We start from the raw sequence: 20,188 nt of genomic DNA on the forward strand, positions 1-20,188 counted from the left end.
ATACATATTTTGTTAGGAGGAGGTTGAAGAGTTTGGAACAGCAATTCGAAGTAGTGTCCCACTATTCTCCTCAAGGGGACCAGCCGAAAGCAATCGAGAAGCTGGTAAAGGGAATTAACGAAGGCAAGGAACATCAAGTACTGCTTGGAGCAACAGGAACGGGAAAGACGTTTACGATGTCAAACGTCATCAAAGAGGTAAACAAGCCGACACTTGTCATTGCGCACAATAAAACGCTTGCTGGGCAGCTATACAGTGAGTTTAAGGAGTTTTTCCCGAACAATGCTGTCGAGTATTTTGTCAGCTATTACGATTACTATCAGCCGGAGGCGTATGTGCCGCAAACGGATACATTCATCGAGAAGGATGCGCAAATAAACGATGAAATCGATAAGCTGCGCCACTCGGCAACATCCTCGCTGTTTGAGCGCCATGACGTCATTATCGTGGCGAGTGTATCGTGTATTTACGGCTTAGGTTCACCGGAGGAGTATAAAGAGCTTGTTGTATCGCTCCGTACCGGTATGGAAAAAGGGAGAGACGAGCTGCTTCGCCAGCTTGTGGACGTGCAATATGCCCGCAACGATATCAACTTTCAGCGCGGAACGTTTCGCGTGCGCGGCGATGTTGTGGAAATCTTCCCGGCATCCCGCAGCGAGCACTGCATCCGTATCGAGTTTTTCGGAGATGAGATCGACCGTATTCGCGAAGTGGATGCGTTAACGGGCGAAGTGCTGGCCGAGCGCGACCATGCTGCGATTTTCCCTGCATCCCACTTCGTAACCCGCGAAGAAAAGATGCGTGTAGCGATTGGAAATATTGAAAAAGAGCTTGAGGAACGGTTAAAAGAGCTTCGGGATAACGATAAGCTGCTGGAGGCACAGCGCTTGGAGCAGCGGACTCGTTATGATTTAGAGATGATGCGCGAAATGGGATTTTGTTCTGGAATCGAAAACTACTCCCGTCATTTAACGCTGCGTCCGCCCGGCTCTACGCCGTATACATTAATGGATTATTTCCCGAAAGACTTCTTGATCGTTGTCGATGAATCGCACGTGTCGTTGCCGCAGGTGCGCGGCATGTTCAACGGCGACCAGGCGCGCAAGCAAGTGCTTATTGACCATGGCTTTCGTCTGCCGTCCGCTCTCGACAACAGACCGCTCAGGTTCGAGGAGTTTGAGGAAAAGACGAATCAAATTGTATATGTATCAGCTACGCCAGGTCCGTACGAGCTGGAGCATTCACCTGAGGTTGTGGAGCAAATCATTCGCCCGACAGGACTGCTGGATCCGACGATTGACGTTCGTCCAATTGAAGGACAAATCGATGATCTGCTTGGCGAAATCCAGGATCGCATCGCGAAAAATGAACGTGTCCTTGTAACGACGCTGACGAAAAAAATGTCAGAAGATTTAACGGATTATTTAAAAGATATCGGCATTAAGGTCAATTATCTTCATTCTGAAATTAAAACACTGGAGCGAATCGAAATTATTCGCGACCTCCGTTTAGGAAAATATGATGTGCTTGTGGGAATCAACCTCCTGCGGGAAGGTTTGGATATTCCGGAAGTATCGCTCGTTACTATTTTGGATGCGGATAAAGAAGGCTTCCTTCGTTCGGAGCGTTCGCTCATTCAGACCATCGGCCGTGCCGCGCGCAATGCGAACGGTCACGTTATTATGTATGCTGATAAAATGACAAACTCAATGGAGCTGGCAATCAACGAAACGAAGCGCCGCCGCGAAATTCAAGAAGCATATAACGAAAAGCACGGCATTACGCCGCAAACGATCCGCAAGGAGATCCGTGACGTCATCCGCGCAACGACGGCGGCGGAAGAAGAAGTGAGATACGAAGCAACACCGGTGAAGAAGATGACAAAGGAAGAGCGTGCAAATATGATTGCGCGTCTTGAAATCGAAATGAAGGAAGCGGCGCGCGCGCTGGATTTCGAGCGTGCGGCAGAGCTTCGTGATCTAGTGATAGAGCTTAAAGCGGAAGGGTAGGATAGCGTTGGCAAATGATCATATTATTGTAAAAGGTGCACGGGCACATAACCTGAAAAATATAGATGTTACCATTCCGAGAAACGAGCTTGTAGTCGTAACGGGGCTGTCCGGTTCAGGAAAGTCATCCTTGGCGTTTGATACGATTTATGCGGAAGGACAACGGCGCTATGTCGAGTCTTTATCGGCATATGCCCGTCAATTCCTCGGTCAAATGGATAAGCCGGATGTAGATGCAATCGAGGGGCTGTCCCCGGCCATTTCCATCGATCAAAAAACAACAAGCCGCAACCCGCGTTCCACCGTCGGAACGGTAACCGAGATTTACGATTATTTACGTTTATTGTACGCGCGAATCGGTACGCCAATTTGTCCGAATCACGGCATTGAAATTACGTCGCAAACGATTGAACAAATGGTGGACCGCATTTTGGAGTATCCTGAGCGCACGAAGCTTCAAGTATTGTCCCCGATTGTTTCCGGACGAAAAGGAACGCATGTGAAAGTACTCGATGATATTAAGAAGCAAGGCTATGTGCGTGTGCGCGTGGACGGCGAAATGCGCGAGCTGTCTGATGATATTCAATTAGATAAAAATAAAAAGCACTCTATTGAAGTTGTAGTGGACCGTATCGTTATTAAAGATGGAATCGCCTCTCGTCTTGCGGACTCATTAGAAACGGCATTGCGGCTTGGAGAAGGACGCGTGCTGATCGATGTAATGGAGCAAGAGGAGCTGTTGTTCAGCGAGCATCATGCTTGTCCGCACTGCGGATTTTCCATCGGTGAGCTCGAGCCGCGCATGTTTTCTTTCAACAGCCCGTACGGCGCTTGTCCGTCCTGTGACGGTCTGGGCTCTAAGCTGGAGGTGGATCTTGATTTAGTCATTCCAAACTGGGATTTAAGTCTGCGCAGCCATGCGATTGCGCCTTGGGAGCCGTCGAGCTCGCAGTATTATCCACAGCTTTTGGAATCGGTATGCAATCATTACGGCATCGATATGGATGTACCGGTAAAGAACATTCCAAAGGCGCTTTTTGATAAAGTATTGTACGGAAGCGGAGACGAAAAAGTGTATTTCCGCTATGTGAATGATTTTGGACAAGTAAAAGAAAGCGATATTATATTTGAAGGCGTGCTCCCGAATATTGAGCGCCGTTACCGCGAAACGAGCTCTGATTATATTCGCGAGCAAATGGAGAAGTATATGGCGGAACAGCCGTGCCCGAAATGTAAAGGCGCGCGTTTAAAGCCGGAAAGCTTAGCCGTATTTGTAGGCGGCAGGCATATTTCGGATGTAACGAAGCTGTCTGTGACGGAAGTGCACGACTTTTTCTCCACAGTGATCTTAACGGAAAAGCAAGAGCAAATCGCGCGCTTGATTTTGCGTGAAATTAAGGAACGCTTGAGCTTTTTAAATAACGTAGGTCTCGACTATTTAACGTTAAGCCGTTCAGCCGGCACATTATCGGGCGGGGAGGCGCAGCGTATCCGGTTGGCAACACAAATCGGATCTCGTCTGACAGGTGTTCTTTACATTCTTGATGAGCCGTCCATCGGTTTGCATCAGCGCGATAATGACCGCTTGATTCAAACTCTTCAGAATATGCGCGATTTAGGCAACACATTGATTGTTGTAGAGCATGATGAGGATACGATGCTTGCGGCGGATTACCTCATTGATATCGGACCAGGTGCCGGCATTCACGGCGGGCAGGTCGTATCTGCGGGTACGCCGGAAGAGGTGATGAAGGATCCGAATTCTTTGACCGGCGAATATTTGGCGGGCAAGAAATTCATTCCGGTACCGCTCGAGCGACGCAAAGGCGACGGCCGTAAGATTGAAATCGTCGGTGCAAAGGAAAATAACCTTCATAATGTGAAAACGTCATTCCCGCTCGGCACATTTGTTGCGGTAACAGGCGTTTCCGGTTCGGGAAAAAGTACGCTCATTAACGAAATCCTGTATAAAACCTTGGCTCAAAAGCTGTATAATGCAAAAAGCAAGCCAGGGACTCATAAAGAGATTAAAGGGATCGAACACCTTGATAAAGTAATTGATATCGATCAATCTCCAATCGGAAGAACGCCGCGTTCCAACCCGGCAACGTACACAGGTGTATTCGATGATATCCGCGATGTGTTTGCGCAAACGAACGAAGCGAAGGTGCGCGGCTATCAGAAGGGCCGCTTCAGCTTTAACGTAAAAGGCGGCCGCTGTGAAGCTTGCCGCGGGGACGGCATCATCAAAATTGAAATGCACTTCCTGCCGGATGTATACGTTCCGTGCGAGGTTTGTCACGGAAAGCGTTATAATCGCGAGACATTGGAAGTAAGATATAAAGACAAGAACATTTCGGATGTACTCGAAATGACAATTGAAGATGCGGTGGAGTTTTTTGAAAACATTCCAAAAATCAAGCGCAAGCTGCAAACACTGGCGGATGTCGGCTTGGAATATATGAAGCTCGGTCAGCCGGCAACGACGTTATCAGGCGGCGAAGCGCAGCGCGTGAAGCTTGCTTCCGAATTGCATCGCCGTTCAAATGGCCGTACGCTCTACATTTTGGATGAGCCGACAACAGGTCTTCATGTGGATGATATCGCGCGCTTGCTGAAGGTGCTGCAGCGCCTTGTGGAAAACGGCGATACCGTTCTTGTCATTGAACATAATCTGGATGTTATTAAAACGGCAGACTATATTGTCGACCTTGGACCTGAAGGAGGCGACAAAGGCGGTCAAATTGTGGCAGCCGGCACGCCGGAGCAGGTCATGAAGGTGAAACAATCTTATACAGCCAAATATTTAAAAACTGTCATTGAGCGTGATAAAGCACGCATGAAGCAAAAAGTAGAAGAAGTCGAAATGATGCAGTAATATACAATCTCCAAAAGAAAAACAGTTCTTTTGGAGATTTTTTTTACATAAGGAGGGAAATGCGTGAATTTCACAGAAAAACTATTAGCAGCAGGAAGTTATTTCAGCTTGTTGATTTTCCCCTTTTTGTTTCCGCTTGTTGTGTATTTCATCGCTTCTAATGAAACGGTAAAGCATCATGCGAAGAAAGCTTTTTTATCGCACATTTTACCTACAGTGTGGATCATTGGGTCCGTTTCGTTTCTGTTGTTGATGCATACGGTAGAAACGATGAATGTGGTAGCCGTTTTCGTTATAGCCGGCTTCGGTCTTTTGAACTTCGTTATTATCGTTTGGAACATCGGCAACGGCATTCATGTGCTGGCAAAGGAATAAGCGGGATGTGTGACATGCAGCTGCAAAGGAAAATGACTAAGCAGACTGCAGCATCTGTGCTTGGTATTTTATGCGGTTTTGCCGTATGATGAGTAATATAACTTTTTTTATTGTCTTATGGGAAAAGGATGTGCTGGAAATGAGATGGATTCTGTCAATTTTAATAAACAGCCTTGTGCTGATTGTTGTATCCGGTTTGCTGAAGCTTGTGGCGCCTGAGTCTTTTTACATAGAAAATATTACAACGGCTATTATCGCGAGTGTGATTTTATCCATGCTGAACGTATTCGTGAAGCCGCTGCTTATTTTAATTACGCTGCCGATTACAGTGTTCACATTCGGCTTCTTCCTTATTGTTATTAATGCGTTTACGTTGAAAATTGTGGACAGCATTTTAGGAAATTCCTTCAATATTGAAGGGTTTGGAACGGCAATCGTAGCGGCCATTTTCATTTCTGTTTTCAATATGCTGATCGATAAGGTCGTATTGGACCCGTTAACAAAGCGTGACTAAAAACATTTCACCCTCTGTGGAATGTTTTCTTTTTGCATAAAAAATGGCGCGTATCGTCAAAAGCGCATTTCGTGTTTTTTTGAAAAAGTGTTACAATGGTAAGGTGAAACTTCATCATCAGGGTGACTCTCCCTGATGATGTTGGTTGAACCAATCGGGCTCATAGCGTTCGTTCCTGATTCGAAGAAAAGGCAGAGGATTACGGACGGTTAGAGCGCGGAAAGGTGAAACTTTATTAGTGGAATTGTGGAGGTATGACATGCCAAAGGTTCGTACGAAAGATTTAATGGAGCATTTTCATCTGGAGCTTGTAAGTGGAGAAGAAGGCATTCACCGCCCGATTAAAACGAGCGATTTATCGAGACCGGGAATTGAAATGGCCGGCTTTTTTACATACTATCCTGCAGGCCGTGTGCAGCTGCTTGGGAAAACGGAGCTGACTTTCTTTGGAACGCTGTCTGCGGAGCAGAAGAAAGAACGCATGGAAGCGCTTTGCACACCGAAAACGCCATGCATTATTGTAACGCGCGGGCAAGAGGTGCCTGAAGAGCTTATGCGTGCATCGCGTCAAGCGAATGTACCGCTTTTATGTTCGGCGCAAAAAACAACTCGTTTATCCAGCCGTTTGACAAACTACTTGGAAAGCAAGCTGGCGCCGACAACGGCTATTCACGGCGTGCTTGTAGATATTTATGGTGTCGGCGTGCTTATTATGGGTACAAGCGGTGTTGGTAAAAGCGAAACGGCCCTTGAGCTTGTAAAACGCGGTCACCGTCTCGTCGCGGATGACAGCGTAGAAATTCGCCAAGAGGATGAAGATACGTTAGTCGGAAGCTCCCCAGAGCTCATCGAGCATTTGCTTGAAATTCGGGGCTTAGGCATCATTAATGTGATGACGCTCTTCGGTGCGGGTGCTGTGCGCAACCATAAACGCATTTCCCTTGTGATTAATCTTGAAATTTGGGATCAACAAAAAAACTATGACCGCCTTGGCTTAGATGAAGAGAAAATGAAAATCATTGATACAGAGATTACGAAAATCACGCTTCCTGTTCGACCGGGACGAAACTTGGCTGTTATTATCGAAGTGGCAGCGATGAACTTCCGTCTCAAGCGCATGGGCGTCAATGCCGCACAGCAATTTTCAGAACGCTTGATGAATGCGATTGAAACAGGAAACGAACAGTAGAAGAGAAAAGGAGTGAAAAGCATGCTGCTTGGAAATGCACCTTATTTTGACCGTGTCTTTATTCAGCTGGGACCGTTTCCGATTTATTGGTACGGTGTGATTATCGGTTCAGGCGTGCTGCTTGGGCTATGGCTTGCAATACGGGAAGCGGAGAGAAGAGGCTTACCGAAAGATTTATTTATTGATGTAGTGTTATTGGCAGTTCCGATTGCCATTATTTGCGCGCGTACGTACTATGTTATTTTTGAATGGAATTATTATAGTGAAAATCCATCGCAAATTTTTAATATACGGCAAGGCGGCCTTGCGATTCATGGGGGCTTAATCGGCGCTATCATTACAGCCATCGTGTTTGCGAAGGTACGCCGCGTTTCGTTTTGGAAGCTTGTAGATATTGCAGCGCCGAGCATTTTGCTTGGACAGGCTATCGGCCGTTGGGGCAATTTCATGAACCAGGAGGCGCATGGCGGACCTGTTACGCATGAATTTTTAGAGGGCCTTCATTTACCGAGCTTCATTATTAATCAAATGAACATTAACGGCACTTATTATCATCCGACGTTTTTGTATGAATCTTTGTGGAGTATTACGGGCGTTATCATCTTACTGTTATTGAGAAAGGTAAATCTTCGTCGGGGCGAGCTGTTCTTTACCTATTTGATCTGGTATTCTATCGGCCGTTTCTTCATAGAAGGACTTCGCACAGACAGCCTTATGCTTGGCCCGCTTCGCGTGGCGCAAGTCATTTCCATCGTAATTATCGTAGTTTCCATTATCTTTATTGCGGTTCGCCGCAAAATGGGATATGCGGATAAAAGATATTTAGAAGCGTAATCGTTACAGCGCCTTTTTATAAGGCGCTGCTGTTTTTAATAAGGGGAGAAAACGTAATGGAGACGTTGAAACGGGGGGGGGGGCAGGGTTTAAAACAACATGGGTGCTCGGAAAGATTATTTTTCCGATTACCTTATTGATTACGATTTTGAAATATACGCCGGTTCTGCTGTTATTCCTTATTCGCATGGTTGCAGTCTTGCTTACTATCATTGTATCCATCATCTGGAGAAGGATGGATAGAAAGGATTTTGCATATGAAAATTAACACAGTATTATTTGATTTAGACGGCACTTTAGTTAACACGAACGAGCTCATTATTGCTTCCTTTTTGCACACATTGAACTTGTATTATCCAAACCGTTATCAGCGTGCGGATGTTTTGCCGTTTATCGGACCGTCTTTGAGCGAAACCTTTTCCTCAATTGATCCGGCGCGTGTGGAGGAAATGATTCAGTGCTATCGTGAGTATAATCATAAGCATCACGACGCGCTCGTGGAAGAATTTGAAACAGTATATGAAACCGTAGAAGCGCTTCAGAAAGACGGATATAAAATCGGTATCGTTACAACAAAGGTACGTCAGACAGTAGAAATGGGTCTGAAGCTTTCTCGATTAAAGCCGTTTTTTGATGTAGTTGTGACAATTGATGATGTACAAAAGGTCAAACCAGATCCTGAGCCGATTCAGAAGGCGTTGCGGTTGTTAGGAGCAAATCCGTCCGAAACGCTTATGGTAGGCGATAATCATCATGATATTTTGGCAGGGCAAAATGCCGGTACACAAACGGCAGGCGTAGCGTGGTCGGTGAAGGGCCGGGAGTACTTGGAATCGTACAAGCCGACATATATTTTAGAGAAAATGAGCGATTTGTTGACTATTTTATAGAGGGAGAGAAGTGTGTGAGGCGCACGACGCGTTATCCCGTTTCCGGGGCGAATTCTTTATGGCATGTATATAAGACAGTTCCATTTTGGAAGGTCGTTAAAAATTTTATCGTCATTCAGGCGGCAAGATACATCCCGTTTTTGCATGTGAAAAACTGGCTGTACCGCACATTTTTGCGCATGGAGGTCGGCAACCAAACATCATTTGCGCTTATGGTCATGCTTGATATCATGTTTCCGGAAAAAATCAAAGTTGGGCGCAACACGGTCATTGGATATAATACGACCATTTTAGCGCACGAATATTTGATTACAGAATATCGGCTCGGTGATGTAATAATAGGTGATGAAGTGATGATCGGCGCAAACTCGACGATTTTGCCGGGTGTCGTAATTGGCGACGGAGCCATTGTGTCAGCAGGCACGCTTGTACATAAAGATGTACCTGCCGGGTCCTTTGTCGGCGGAAATCCGATGCGCATTATTTACACAAAAGAAGAGCTGGAAGAACGGAGACTGGAAGAGTCGAATCTCTCCAAATGAGCAAGAGCGGGCGTAACCCGATAATGACCGCTAAAAACAGAGAAGCGGCGAAATGCTGGAAATCTCAAAGCGGCTCAAAAGGAACGTTTTCTCTTTTGGGCTGCCCTCTTTTTTCCCTAGTGTGTATGAAAAGGCATAAATTGCATACAATATATTGTTTTGTTTTCTTAGGAATCGTTTATACTTATAGTTAGAGAATACTGGACTTATTGTTTAACAAATGAAAAATGGAGGATTTATGGGGAAAAAACAAAGAATGGAAGAAGAGAAGGGACAAGTTATTGCCTTTCATCAATCTGCCCAATTTTTCTATGAAAAGGGAATGAAAGCTTATCGCCGTCATAACTTGGATGATGCGATTAAATATTTGAAGAGAGCGGCGCATGCAGAAAAGGAGCCGTTTGTTTTATGTCAGCTCGCATCTGCTTTGTCAGAAGCGGGTCAGTATCATGAATCAAATCAACTTTTCAATAATGTTCTTCGCATGGATGCTGAGATGACGGAGTGTTATTACTATTTGGCAAACAATTGCGCTTTTCTCGGTTTGTTCCAGCAGGCGAAAAAATACGCTCAACGCTATCTTGAAGCTGAGGAAGATGGAGAATTTGCAGAGGAAACGCTGGATTTATTGGATATTATTGCAATTGAAGAAGACGACGAGGAAAAGTTTGAAGATGAGGATGAGCTCATTATCATGCAGGAGCAGGCAAACAGTTTTATTCGAAACGGACAGCTGGATGAAGCAATCTCTACATTAGAGACAGTTTTGACAGAATATCCGGAGTTTTGGTCTGCCTATAACAATTTGGCCATCGCTCGTTTTCAGCTCGGTGAAATTGAAGAAGCGATGCGTATTGTCGACACGGTGCTTGAAAAAAATCCAGGCAATCTGCATGCTTTGTGCAACAGCTTAATTTTCTTATATTCCATCGGACGCGAGGAGCAGGCAGAGGAGCTTGCCGATCAACTGGAGTATGTGTATCCAATGCTTGTGGAGCACCGCTTTAAGCTGGGCACTACGCTCGCTACAGTCGGCCGGTTCCAAACGGCCTATAAGTGGCTGAAGATTTTAAAAAGACAGGGCTATGAAGGGGATGTCAGCTTCCATTACTGGCTTGCCTATTCCGCTTATATGATAGGGGATACGCATACCGCTGAAAAAACATGGAAGCATGTAGTAGAAGTATATCCTGAAAAAGAAGGTCAGGAGCCATGGAACGGCATTGGCTTCACAGATACAAACCAAGAGGCGCTTCTCGGGCAGCTAAGAGTGTCATTCCAAGAGGCGAAAAGCGAAGAGGAGCAAATGCTTGCCTTGTATTTAATGAATGAGCTGCAGACAAAAGATAAAATACAAGTCTTTTTTGATATCCTTCAATCCGCGGATAAGCCCGTTATTGCAAACTGGGCGCGCTACTTCTTTCTGGCAAGCAGCGGAAAAAGAATGCCGAAAGAGCTGAAGGAATTTCAAAAATGTGCGCAGATAGCAGATGTACTATATAATCATACGGAAAAAGACGATATGTTGATTGAAGAATGCTTACAGCTTTGGTTCCATACGTTTTCTTCGTTCTATCATACAAATATGTCCTTCTCCAATGCGTTCGGCTGGTCTGCGGCTGTGGAATATGTGGTCCGCAGCGAGCAAAAGGAAAACATGACGCAAGCAGAAATCGGACATATATATAATGTATCTATATCCACTGTGCGCAAATATATTCAGGCTGTGAAGCAGATTAAGGCAGATTATTAGAAAAAAGCAAATCCGGTAAGTATAATGAATTTGTATATAATATAAGAAGGACGTAATTCCATATAAGGAGTGAAAAACGTGTCTGAAGAAAAAGTTTATGATGTCATTATTATCGGTGCAGGTCCTGCAGGCATGACGGCTGCTTTATATACATCTCGTGCAAATTTGAGCACTTTGATGATTGAGCGCGGTATTCCAGGAGGTCAAATGGCAAATACCGAGGAAGTGGAAAACTACCCGGGCTATGACCATATTTTAGGACCGGAGCTGTCCACAAAAATGTTTGACCATGCGAAGAAATTCGGAGCGGAATATGCGTATGGCGATGTGAAAGAAGTTATTGACGGCAAAGAGTTTAAAACGGTAGTTGCCGGCAAGAAGGAATATAAAGCACGTGCGATTATTGTTGCAAGCGGAGCTGAGTATAAAAAAATCGGCGTTCCGGGCGAAAAAGAGCTTGGCGGACGCGGCGTATCGTATTGTGCAGTATGCGACGGCGCTTTCTTCAAAGGCAAAGAGCTTGTTGTAATCGGCGGCGGCGACTCTGCGGTAGAAGAAGGCGTATATTTAACGCGTTTTGCGACAAAGGTAACGATTGTTCATCGCCGCGATAAATTGCGTGCGCAAAAAATTCTCCAGGACCGCGCTTTCCAAAACGAAAAAATTTCCTTCATCTGGAATCATACAGTGAAGCAAATCAATGAAGCGAACGGAAAAGTGGGCAGCGTCACATTAGCGGATGTAAACACAGGAGAAGAGCAAGAGTTCAAAACGGACGGTGCATTCATTTACATCGGCATGCTTCCGTTATCCAAGCCGTTTGAGGCGCTTGGCATTACAAACGAAAACGGTTATATTGAAACGAATGATCGCATGGAAACGAAGATAGAGGGAATATTCGCGGCCGGCGATGTTCGTGAAAAAGGGCTCCGCCAAATCGTAACAGCGACAGGCGATGGCAGCATTGCTGCACAAAGCGCGCAGCATTATATTGAAGAGCTGATGGAAGAGCTGAAGGTCGCGAAACAGTAACGGAAGAGTAACGGCTCTTTAATTGGGCTGTAACAGCAATGCAATATGGATAGGGTATAGTAAGTACAAGTTGACCCCCCTTATTATATAAGGTCCTATTGACAGAGCATAAGTGCTGCGACTTATGCTCTTTTTCTTTTGCTCCTCAGACCTTATTTTTCTAAATTTTCTATTTTTTTAAAACGGACTGTTGTCCGTTCGTTGTGACAAACAGTTTTTGATAGTATAATAAGATGAGAATAGGTTTATTTGGGTGCCTGCCCTATATAACTGAGGTGAAATGAACTTGCAAAGAGTGACAAACTGCGTATTAGTAAAAGATAATAAGGTGCTCTTGTTACAGAAGCCGCGTCGCAATTGGTGGGTAGCTCCGGGCGGAAAAATGGAGCGCGGAGAAACCATCCGGGAAGCAGTAGTGCGCGAGTATCGGGAGGAAACCGGCATTTATTTGAAAAATCCCGCATTAAAAGGCGTGTTTACTTTCGTTATACAAGAAGATGATAAGATTGTATCGGAATGGATGATGTTTTCCTTTCTGGCAACAGATTTTGCAGGAGAAAATAAAGATGAGTGTGAAGAAGGTATTTTAAAGTGGCATGATGAGGAGCAAATTGTTTCCTTGCCGATGGCGCCGGGGGATCATCACATTATCGATTATTTGCTTCAGGGCAATGGAATCATATATGGAACGTTTGTATATACACCGGATTTCGAGCTGATTTCCTATCGCTTAGATCCGAGTTAATGGGGGGAGCCGGCTATGAATAAAAATGATATTAAAATGGTCATCATTACTGGGATGTCAGGAGCAGGGAAGACAGTGGCGCTGCAAAGCTTTGAGGACTTAGGTTATTTCTGCGTGGATAACTTGCCGCCCGCACTGCTTCCGAAGTTCGTTGAGCTTATGTCTGAGTCAATGAACAAAATGGATAAAGTGGCGCTCGGCATCGATTTGCGCGGCCGTGAGTTTTTTGATCACTTATGGGAAGCATTAGATGACTTAACAGAACGCACATGGCTCATTCCTCATATCATATTCCTTGATGCGAAGGACAGCACGCTTGTTACGCGCTACAAGGAAACGAGACGCTCCCACCCGCTCGCTCCTACCGATCTTCCGTTAAAAGGAATTGAGCTGGAACGAGAATTGCTGGCGGACATGAAAGCACGCGCAAATATTGTGCTGGATACGTCTGATTTTAAGCCGAAGGATCTTCGTGAAAAGATTACGGACGTGTTCTCTGCTCCTGACCAGGAAGCGTTCCGCGTGAATGTGACATCTTTCGGATTTAAGTACGGTGTACCGATTGATGCCGATCTTATGTTTGATGTACGGTTCCTGCCGAATCCATACTACATTCCGCAAATGAAGCCTCTCACGGGCCTCGACGAGGAAGTCTCTTCTTACGTGCTGAAATTCAATGAAACGCACAAGTTTTTAGAGAAGCTGACGGACTTAATTTCCTTTATGCTTCCACATTATAAAAGAGAAGGAAAAAGTCAGCTCGTCATCGCCATCGGTTGCACAGGCGGACAGCATCGTTCCGTTACCATCGCGGAATATTTGGCGAAGTATTTCGAAAAAGAATATAAAACTCATGTGTCTCATCGCGATGTTGAAAAAAGAAAGGGACATTAAGCATGATAAGAGAGAGAAAGCCCAAAATGGTCATTGTGGGCGGAGGGACAGGCTTATCCGTTCTCTTGCGCGGGTTAAAGAAATACCCGGTGGATATTACAGCCGTTGTAACCGTAGCGGATGACGGAGGAAGCTCAGGGAGACTTCGGGATGAAATGGAGATTCCGCCTCCCGGGGACGTGCGCAACGTCCTTGTAGCGTTGTCTGATGTAGAGCCTCTTGTGGAGGCTTTGTTTCAGCATCGCTTTACAGCGGGAGATTTATCAGGTCATGCCCTAGGCAATCTTCTGCTGGCTGGCATGACATCTATAACCGGAGACTTTTTCCACGCCATTACAGAAATGAGCAAAGTATTGAATGTGAGAGGACGCGTATTGCCGGCAGCCAATCAAAGCGTGGTGCTGCATGCAGAATATGCCGATGGAACCACGGTAACCGGCGAATCAAAAATCCCGTATCGGGGAGAGAAAATCAAACGCGTGTTTCTGACTCCTGAACATGTAGAACCGCTCACAGAAACATTGAACGAAATCCGAAAGGCAGATTTGCTTGTGTTCGGTCCTGGGAGTTTGTATACGAGTATTTTGCCGAATCTGCTTGTTAAAAAAATCGGAGAAGCCGTTCTAAAAGCGAAAGCGAAGAAAGTATACGTCTGCAATGTCATGACGCAGGCAGGAGAGACAATGGGATATACGGCTTCTGATCATGTGCAGGCGCTTCATAATCATTTAGAGGAGCCGTTTATTGATACGGTGATTGCAAATAATGGAGATATTCCCGCGCACCTGCTGAAGCGGTATGAAAAAGAATTGTCAACTCCGGTTGTGTGCGATGCGGATCGTTTGAAAGAAATGAACATTGCAGTCATTCAAGATATGCTGGCTAAGTACGATGATAATGTGGTTCGTCACGATACATTAAAACTGGCATCGATTTTATATTCGTTGCTATAACTATATACAAGTGAATAAAAAAAACCGTCTTTTGATAGTGAAGAGAGATCAAAAGACGTGCAGAAGCAGTCAAACCTTTGGTTCATGCAAGGGTAAACCAGAGAGAAGAAGCATGCAATGCTCCCTTTTGGTTGCACATAGCACATGGAAATGTCAAAATTATAATTCACTCATATATAGCAATACCCTATGCAATTTAATCCGGGAGGTGAGAAACAATGTCCTTTGCATCAGAAACAAAAAAAGAATTAACAAACTTAGAGACGAAAGACTGCTGCGTAAGGGCGGAACTGTCAGCGTTAATTCGCATGAACGGCTCACTTTCCTTTTCCAACCGCCACCTTATCATTGACATTCAAACAGAAAACGCTGCAATCGCAAGGCGTATTTATACGCTTTTAAAGAGGAGCTACGAGGTTACAGTGGAGCTGCTTGTCAGAAAGAAAATGCGCTTAAAGAAGAACAATGTGTATATCGTAAGATTGGTGGAAAAGGCAAAGGAAGTTTTGGATGATTTACAAATCATCCAAGGAGATTTCACATTGATTCGCAACATTTCAAAAGGTCTCATTAAAAAGAAATGCTGCAAGCGCTCTTATTTGCGCGGTGCCTTTTTGGCAGGGGGATCTGTAAACAATCCAGAAACCTCTTCCTATCATCTTGAAGTCTTTTCTTTATATAAGGAGCATAATGATGCAGTATGTGAACTTATGAACGAGTTTGCGCTTAACAGTAAAACACTCGAACGACGAAAGGGCTACATTACATATTTAAAAGAAGCGGAGAAAATTACGGAGTTTTTAAATATCATCGGCGCGCACAATGCGCTGCTTCGATTTGAAGATATACGTATCGTACGCGATATGCGCAACTCCGTAAACCGTCTTGTGAATTGTGAGACCGCCAATTTAAATAAAACAATAGGTGCAGCGCTCAGGCAAATCGAAAACATCAAGTACATTGATCGGACAGTCGGCTTGGATTTTCTTCCTGACAAGCTGCGGGAAATTGCACAGCTTCGCGTCAGCTATCAGGATGTGACACTGAAGGAGCTGGGAGAAATGGTGTCCGGCGGAAAAATCAGCAAATCTGGTATTAATCATCGTTTGCGCAAAATTGATGAAATTGCTGATAAACTGCGTGCAGGAGAACCGATTGTAAAATAAAACCGCTTCGAGCGGAGTCCTATGAGATAAGAAGGATAAAGAAATAAAAAGGAGGAGAAGAACAGTGGTTCAAAAACAAGTGGAAGTTGCTTTGAAATCCGGATTGCAAGCGCGTCCGGCTGCTCTATTCGTGCAAGAGGCAAACCGTTTTCAATCCGATGTTTTCATCGAGAAGGACGGTAAAAAGGTAAATGCTAAAAGTATTATGGGTCTTATGAGCTTAGCGGTAAGCGCGAACAGTACAATCACGATTATTGCGGAAGGAAACGACGAAGCGGCAGCCGTAGAGGCGTTAGTAACTTACGTACAAAAAGAAAGCTGAAAAAGAGCTATCGCGCAGGCGATAGCTCTTTTGATGGTGCCATGTTATTTTTTTTCAGTAATGATTTGGTCAATTAAACCATACTCTAACGCTCTGTCGGCAGTCATGAAGTTGTCGCGTTCTGTATCGCGCTCAATAACCTCTAGCGGCTGACCTGTGCGTTCAGCAAGGATTTTGTTCAGCTTATCGCGCAAGAACAAAATGCGCTTCGCTGCGATTTCGATTTCTGTTGCTTGGCCTTGTGCGCCGCCAAGCGGTTGGTGAATCATCACTTCGCTGTTAGGAAGGGTATAACGTTTTCCTTTTGCGCCAGCCGCAAGCAAGAAGGCACCCATAGAAGCTGCCATGCCGATACAAATAGTAGAAACCGGCGCTTTGATAAATTGCATCGTGTCATAAATCGCCATGCCGGCTGTGATGGAGCCGCCTGGGCTGTTGATGTATAGATGAATTTCTTTCTCGGAATCTTGCGCTTCCAAGAATAAAAGCTGCGCTACGATAGAGTTAGCGACGTTATCGTCGATTGCGCTTCCGAGCATGATGATGCGGTCCTTCAATAAGCGGGAATAGATGTCATATGCGCGTTCCCCGCGGTTTGTTTGTTCAATGACTGTAGGAATCAAATTCATGAATATTCCTCCTTTATTGGAAATAAGAAAGTAAAAAAACTTTGGGTAGATGTCCAGCTCCGCCGGCTAGGCGCTGCCGCCTAAGAACCTCCGCCACAAAAAAGCAAAAAGCGCTTTTTAGGGCGGAGAACCTTAGACTCTGCGCCTGAACGAGCCGGCTGTGCTTTTCTTGGTAATCTCTCATTCATATAATACAATTATGGTCAAGAAAGGTCAAACGAAACCACTTGCTTTTATGTATTTTCTAAAATTGAAAAAGAAGTTTGTTTAATCTTATTCGATATGAATTAGACTTTCCCTTCTTTTCTGTCTGTCATCATCATAACCGAATGATGTGATTTTAAACGTGTCCGATTTCGAAAACTCTGCTCCCTTTCTGCTAATAAAGCCGAAAAGGTGATAAAAATAAAAGAACGCTTAACTATGCAGAAACGTTCTTTTTAGAGATTCTCTATTCTTTTAGGAGGTAGGTTACCTTATCTAAAATTCTCTGCATACGTGCAGCATTCTTTTCATACATGTTTTGAGCTGTAATCGAATTTGTTTCCAGAGCGAACAGTTCAAGGTCAGCTTGGCATTTTTTCAAGGCAGCCAACAACAATGGTTTTCCTTGAGGAGAAGGAGTTTGAATTTTATCATCATATAAATCAACAGTAAGCTGTCCAAAGGAGTCCACTTGACCGATAAATACGTTATCCAAAGTAACTCCCAGCTTTTCCAGCTCAGTGTGAAGCCATTCTTGATTATGGCCGCTCGCTGAAAGAGGCTGATTTAATAATTTTCCATCCATAATTACTGCTTGCGATTCTTTCTCTTGCGCCACTGTCAATCCGAGAATCTTTGGAGTAATCGGTTGGTTTTCTTTCTTTAATAAAACGTTTAAATCGCCGCTTGGTTCCAATAAAGCAAACTCTACATCTGCCACGTTGAACACATCTTTTCTGCGCAGCAACTCCAGCATTTCATCGATGGTATACTTTTCTTTCTTTAAATTGTCTTCAAGAACTTTTCCGTCCTTAATAAAGATAGTGGCTTCTCCCTCTATAAAATTCCGCGCCCGTTTGCTTTTTAAAGAAATAAGACCAGCGATAAAAGGTACTACAGCCCAGACCAGCATACTATAGAGACCGTGTAAATAATTTTGTTCAAGTCCCGTCGATACCTCAGCAGCAATACTACCAATAGTGATGCCTACTACGTATTCGAAGAATGAAAGTTGCGATATTTGTCTTTTTCCTAGCCATTTTGTCAATAAAAACAAAATAACTAAAAAGCTGAAGGAACGTAAGATTAGAACCAGCCATTGCGGTAACTCAGGCATTTATTTTCCCCCTTTCAATTAAAATCCTTTATATTGAGGTTCTTCGTGTTCCAGTGCACCAACTCTTTTTTGAATATCCATTATCACATCGTCCATTTCGAGCATGCATTCATGAAAAATCCGTTTTGCCTCTTCATCAGTGGCATTTTGAGCGAAGGTGCTTAAGTTTGCCTGCGCGCCTTTCAAACTCGCAAGACAAGATTTCACACTTGAAACTACAGTCATTCAAAACACCTCTTATCCTTTTGGTTTAAATAATAGAGCACCAATAAAACCGAAGATGACAGCTGCAGATACACCTGCGCTCGTTACTTTGAACATACCTGTTATAACGCCTATCAATCCGTGCTTTTCCGCTTCCGCCATTGCCCCGTGCACAAGGGCGTTTCCGAAGCTTGTAATCGGAACTGTTGCACCGGCTCCGGCGAAGTCGATCAGCGGTTCATATAAATTGATTCCGTCTAATATGGCGCCAATCACAACAAGCGTAGACATTGTGTGAGCAGGTGTAAGCTTAAATACATCGAACATAATTTGACCAATGACGCAAATGATTCCCCCTATCACAAAAGCCCAAAAGAAGATCATTTATTGTGCACCTCCGAACTCGATGGATACTGCGTGTGCAATACACGGAATCGTTTCGTTTTGCTGAAAGGTTAAAGGAGACAGCAAAGCGCCTGTTGCCACTACAAGTATTTTGCTAAATTCTCCTTTTTTCATTCGGTTTAGCAAATGACCGTAAACAACGGTTGCGGAACAGCCTGCGCCGCTTGCGCCGGCTAAAACCGGCTGATCTTCTCTGTAGATGATTAATCCGCAATCTTGAAACTGCTCGTTCGGTATAGAAAATCCGTGTTTATGCATTAAGTCAAGGGCGGTCTCCCGTCCGATTTGTCCAAGATCCCCTGTTACAATCAAGTCATAGTAGGATGGGTCAATTTGGCGCTCCCTTAAATGTGCTTCTATTGTGTCAACTGCAGCCGGAGCCATGGCGCCTCCCATATTGAACGGATCGGTTAATCCCATATCCACGATTTTTCCTATTGTTGCGGAAGTAACATAAGGGCCTTCGCCTTGCTCGCTTAACAGGGCAACGCCTGCCCCTGTCACAGTCCACTGAGCGGTAGGAGGCTTCTGGCCCCCGTATTCAGTGGGATACCGGAATTGCTTCTCTACGGCGGTGTTATGGCTTGATGCACCTGTCAGCAAGTATTTGGCACCTTTTCCGTTTACGATAAATGCGCCTAAAGCAAGTCCCTCCATTGACGTGGAACAAGCGCCAAACAACCCGAAATAAGGCAGTCCCAGTGTACGGGAGGCAAAGCTTGAGGGAGTGATTTGATTGATAAGATCCCCTGCCAATATGAATTGAATATCATCTGTGCGCAGCTTCGCTTTTTCTGTCGCCCTTTTACAAGCTTCTTCCAAAAGGATTTTATGCGCCTTTTCGTAGGTGTCTTGGCCCATCCATAAATCCTCATGAAGAAGATCGAAATCTTCAGGAATGTTTCCGTTTGCCTCAAAAGGACCTCCAACTACACCAGTCGAGAGAATTACTGGCTTATTTTCAAATATCCATGTGCGGTGTCCTTGTAACATTTACTGACCTCCCCATTGCATCCAAATGGTTTTAATAATTGCAATGACAAAGGCGGAGAAAACCCCAAACAGAATGACCGATCCGGCCAGTTTGAACATGTTGCCGCCTACACCTAGAACGAATCCTTCTGTACGGTGTTCAATACAAGCAGCTATAACCGAATTTCCAAAGCCGGTAACCGGAACGGCTGTGCCGGCGCCGCCGAATTGAGCCAATCGGTCATAAATGCCGAATCCTGTCAGAAGCATTGAAATAAAAATCATGGTAGCTACAGTAGGATTGCCTGCCGACCTTTCCGTAAAATCAAAGTAAGTAATATACATAGTAGAGATAAGTTGACCAATTAAACAAATCAATCCGCCGACAAAAAATGCCTTGATACAATTTTTTAAAATCGGCCGCTTGATTTCGCGCTCACTTGCAAATTTCTGATATTCCTGCTGGGCAGGCGTCAGATTCTTATTTTTTTTTGACATATGAACTCTTCCTTTTTATAAAGAATAAAAAAATATAAAATTGGGGGACATGTCTAGCTCCTC

At 44.6% G+C, this 20,188-nt stretch carries 22 protein-coding genes; 16 read left to right on the forward strand and 6 right to left on the reverse strand.

Going from position 1 to position 20,188, the window contains the following annotated elements; translation table 11 throughout:
* The first annotated feature begins 32 nt into the window (after positions 1–32).
* From uvrB to H540_RS0127830, 16 genes are all read left to right on the forward strand, one after another.
* Positions 33–2,009: an excinuclease ABC subunit UvrB gene (uvrB, locus tag H540_RS0127750; RefSeq protein WP_028403347.1), complete on the forward strand. Its 1,977-nt coding sequence runs from the start codon at positions 33–35 to the stop codon at positions 2,007–2,009.
* Positions 2,010–2,016: 7 nt separating this feature from the next.
* The gene (gene uvrA / locus H540_RS0127755) at positions 2,017–4,887 is read left to right on the forward strand and encodes an excinuclease ABC subunit UvrA (protein ID WP_034672112.1); all 2,871 of its coding nucleotides are present in this window, start codon (positions 2,017–2,019) and stop codon (positions 4,885–4,887) included.
* A 63-nt stretch (positions 4,888–4,950) separates the two neighbouring features.
* A complete protein-coding gene (locus H540_RS0127760; protein ID WP_028403349.1) occupies positions 4,951–5,262 on the forward strand; it encodes a magnetosome magnetite crystal formation protein family in 312 nt (103 codons plus the stop codon).
* A gap of 139 nt (positions 5,263–5,401) precedes the next feature.
* On the forward strand, positions 5,402–5,776 hold the full coding sequence (locus H540_RS0127770) for a phage holin family protein (RefSeq protein ID WP_028403350.1): 375 nt from the start codon (positions 5,402–5,404) through the stop codon (positions 5,774–5,776).
* A 259-nt stretch (positions 5,777–6,035) separates the two neighbouring features.
* Positions 6,036–6,965: an HPr(Ser) kinase/phosphatase gene (hprK, locus tag H540_RS0127775; RefSeq protein WP_028403351.1), complete on the forward strand. Its 930-nt coding sequence runs from the start codon at positions 6,036–6,038 to the stop codon at positions 6,963–6,965.
* Positions 6,966–6,986: 21 nt separating this feature from the next.
* Positions 6,987–7,799: a prolipoprotein diacylglyceryl transferase gene (lgt, locus tag H540_RS0127780; protein ID WP_028403352.1), complete on the forward strand. Its 813-nt coding sequence runs from the start codon at positions 6,987–6,989 to the stop codon at positions 7,797–7,799.
* A 99-nt stretch (positions 7,800–7,898) separates the two neighbouring features.
* Positions 7,899–8,042, forward strand: a complete 144-nt coding sequence (locus H540_RS33725) for a hypothetical protein (RefSeq protein ID WP_155891168.1) — start codon at positions 7,899–7,901, stop codon at positions 8,040–8,042.
* 14 nt (positions 8,043–8,056) lie between these two features.
* On the forward strand, positions 8,057–8,689 hold the full coding sequence (ppaX, locus tag H540_RS0127790) for a pyrophosphatase PpaX (protein WP_028403353.1): 633 nt from the start codon (positions 8,057–8,059) through the stop codon (positions 8,687–8,689).
* Positions 8,690–8,703: 14 nt separating this feature from the next.
* Positions 8,704–9,231 (forward strand): acyltransferase, encoded by a 528-nt coding sequence (locus H540_RS0127795; protein WP_028403354.1) that lies wholly within the window; start codon positions 8,704–8,706, stop codon positions 9,229–9,231.
* A 238-nt stretch (positions 9,232–9,469) separates the two neighbouring features.
* Positions 9,470–10,984: a tetratricopeptide repeat protein gene (locus H540_RS0127800; RefSeq protein WP_028403355.1), complete on the forward strand. Its 1,515-nt coding sequence runs from the start codon at positions 9,470–9,472 to the stop codon at positions 10,982–10,984.
* 78 nt (positions 10,985–11,062) lie between these two features.
* On the forward strand, positions 11,063–12,016 hold the full coding sequence (gene trxB / locus H540_RS0127805) for a thioredoxin-disulfide reductase (RefSeq protein WP_028403356.1): 954 nt from the start codon (positions 11,063–11,065) through the stop codon (positions 12,014–12,016).
* Between the two features lie 286 nt (positions 12,017–12,302).
* A complete protein-coding gene (locus H540_RS0127810) occupies positions 12,303–12,761 on the forward strand; it encodes an NUDIX hydrolase (RefSeq protein WP_028403357.1) in 459 nt (152 codons plus the stop codon).
* 15 nt (positions 12,762–12,776) lie between these two features.
* The gene (gene rapZ / locus H540_RS0127815; RefSeq protein WP_028403358.1) at positions 12,777–13,655 is read left to right on the forward strand and encodes an RNase adapter RapZ; all 879 of its coding nucleotides are present in this window, start codon (positions 12,777–12,779) and stop codon (positions 13,653–13,655) included.
* A 2-nt stretch (positions 13,656–13,657) separates the two neighbouring features.
* The gene (locus tag H540_RS0127820; protein ID WP_028403359.1) at positions 13,658–14,608 is read left to right on the forward strand and encodes a gluconeogenesis factor YvcK family protein; all 951 of its coding nucleotides are present in this window, start codon (positions 13,658–13,660) and stop codon (positions 14,606–14,608) included.
* A gap of 218 nt (positions 14,609–14,826) precedes the next feature.
* On the forward strand, positions 14,827–15,774 hold the full coding sequence (gene whiA / locus H540_RS0127825) for a DNA-binding protein WhiA (RefSeq protein WP_028403360.1): 948 nt from the start codon (positions 14,827–14,829) through the stop codon (positions 15,772–15,774).
* A gap of 64 nt (positions 15,775–15,838) precedes the next feature.
* On the forward strand, positions 15,839–16,096 hold the full coding sequence (locus H540_RS0127830; protein WP_028403361.1) for an HPr family phosphocarrier protein: 258 nt from the start codon (positions 15,839–15,841) through the stop codon (positions 16,094–16,096).
* Between the two features lie 44 nt (positions 16,097–16,140).
* On the opposite strand, the gene clpP is transcribed toward H540_RS0127830, so the two are convergent.
* The 6 genes from clpP to spoVAC all read right to left on the reverse strand — a co-directional run bounded on the left by clpP (position 16,141) and on the right by spoVAC (position 20,125).
* Complete coding sequence (gene clpP, locus H540_RS0127835) at positions 16,141–16,725, reverse strand: ATP-dependent Clp endopeptidase proteolytic subunit ClpP (RefSeq protein ID WP_028403362.1); 585 nt, start codon at positions 16,723–16,725, stop codon at positions 16,141–16,143.
* Positions 16,726–17,176: 451 nt separating this feature from the next.
* The gene (locus H540_RS0127840) at positions 17,177–18,046 is read right to left on the reverse strand and encodes a DUF421 domain-containing protein (protein ID WP_028403363.1); all 870 of its coding nucleotides are present in this window, start codon (positions 18,044–18,046) and stop codon (positions 17,177–17,179) included.
* Positions 18,047–18,064: 18 nt separating this feature from the next.
* The gene (locus H540_RS0127845) at positions 18,065–18,271 is read right to left on the reverse strand and encodes a DUF1657 domain-containing protein (protein WP_028403364.1); all 207 of its coding nucleotides are present in this window, start codon (positions 18,269–18,271) and stop codon (positions 18,065–18,067) included.
* A gap of 12 nt (positions 18,272–18,283) precedes the next feature.
* Positions 18,284–18,634 (reverse strand): stage V sporulation protein AE, encoded by a 351-nt coding sequence (gene spoVAE, locus H540_RS0127850; protein ID WP_028403365.1) that lies wholly within the window; start codon positions 18,632–18,634, stop codon positions 18,284–18,286.
* Positions 18,635–19,648, reverse strand: coding sequence for a stage V sporulation protein AD (gene spoVAD / locus H540_RS0127855; protein WP_028403366.1), 1,014 nt, complete (start codon positions 19,646–19,648; stop codon positions 18,635–18,637).
* Complete coding sequence (gene spoVAC, locus H540_RS0127860) at positions 19,649–20,125, reverse strand: stage V sporulation protein AC (RefSeq protein ID WP_028403367.1); 477 nt, start codon at positions 20,123–20,125, stop codon at positions 19,649–19,651.
* Positions 20,126–20,188: the final 63 nt, after the last annotated feature.

The organism is Ectobacillus panaciterrae DSM 19096, assembly GCF_000430785.1.
GTDB classification, from domain to species: domain Bacteria; phylum Bacillota; class Bacilli; order Bacillales; family Bacillaceae_G; genus Ectobacillus; species Ectobacillus panaciterrae.

Bases quoted from the DNA above. Each gene is read 5' to 3' on its own strand.
- H540_RS0127770 (WP_028403350.1), top strand. From the start codon at position 5,402: ATGAGATGGATTCTGTCAATTTTAATAAACAGCCTTGTGCTGATTGTT.
- hprK (WP_028403351.1), top strand. From the start codon at position 6,036: ATGCCAAAGGTTCGTACGAAAGATTTAATGGAGCATTTTCATCTGGAG.
- lgt (WP_028403352.1), top strand. From the start codon at position 6,987: ATGCTGCTTGGAAATGCACCTTATTTTGACCGTGTCTTTATTCAGCTG.
- H540_RS33725 (WP_155891168.1), top strand. From the start codon at position 7,899: ATGGGTGCTCGGAAAGATTATTTTTCCGATTACCTTATTGATTACGAT.
- ppaX (WP_028403353.1), top strand. From the start codon at position 8,057: ATGAAAATTAACACAGTATTATTTGATTTAGACGGCACTTTAGTTAAC.
- H540_RS0127800 (WP_028403355.1), top strand. From the start codon at position 9,470: ATGGGGAAAAAACAAAGAATGGAAGAAGAGAAGGGACAAGTTATTGCC.
- rapZ (WP_028403358.1), top strand. From the start codon at position 12,777: ATGAATAAAAATGATATTAAAATGGTCATCATTACTGGGATGTCAGGA.
- H540_RS0127820 (WP_028403359.1), top strand. From the start codon at position 13,658: ATGATAAGAGAGAGAAAGCCCAAAATGGTCATTGTGGGCGGAGGGACA.
- whiA (WP_028403360.1), top strand. From the start codon at position 14,827: ATGTCCTTTGCATCAGAAACAAAAAAAGAATTAACAAACTTAGAGACG.
- clpP (WP_028403362.1), bottom strand. From the start codon at position 16,725: ATGAATTTGATTCCTACAGTCATTGAACAAACAAACCGCGGGGAACGC.
- H540_RS0127840 (WP_028403363.1), bottom strand. From the start codon at position 18,046: ATGCCTGAGTTACCGCAATGGCTGGTTCTAATCTTACGTTCCTTCAGC.
- H540_RS0127845 (WP_028403364.1), bottom strand. From the start codon at position 18,271: ATGACTGTAGTTTCAAGTGTGAAATCTTGTCTTGCGAGTTTGAAAGGC.
- spoVAE (WP_028403365.1), bottom strand. From the start codon at position 18,634: ATGATCTTCTTTTGGGCTTTTGTGATAGGGGGAATCATTTGCGTCATT.
- spoVAD (WP_028403366.1), bottom strand. From the start codon at position 19,648: ATGTTACAAGGACACCGCACATGGATATTTGAAAATAAGCCAGTAATT.
- spoVAC (WP_028403367.1), bottom strand. From the start codon at position 20,125: ATGTCAAAAAAAAATAAGAATCTGACGCCTGCCCAGCAGGAATATCAG.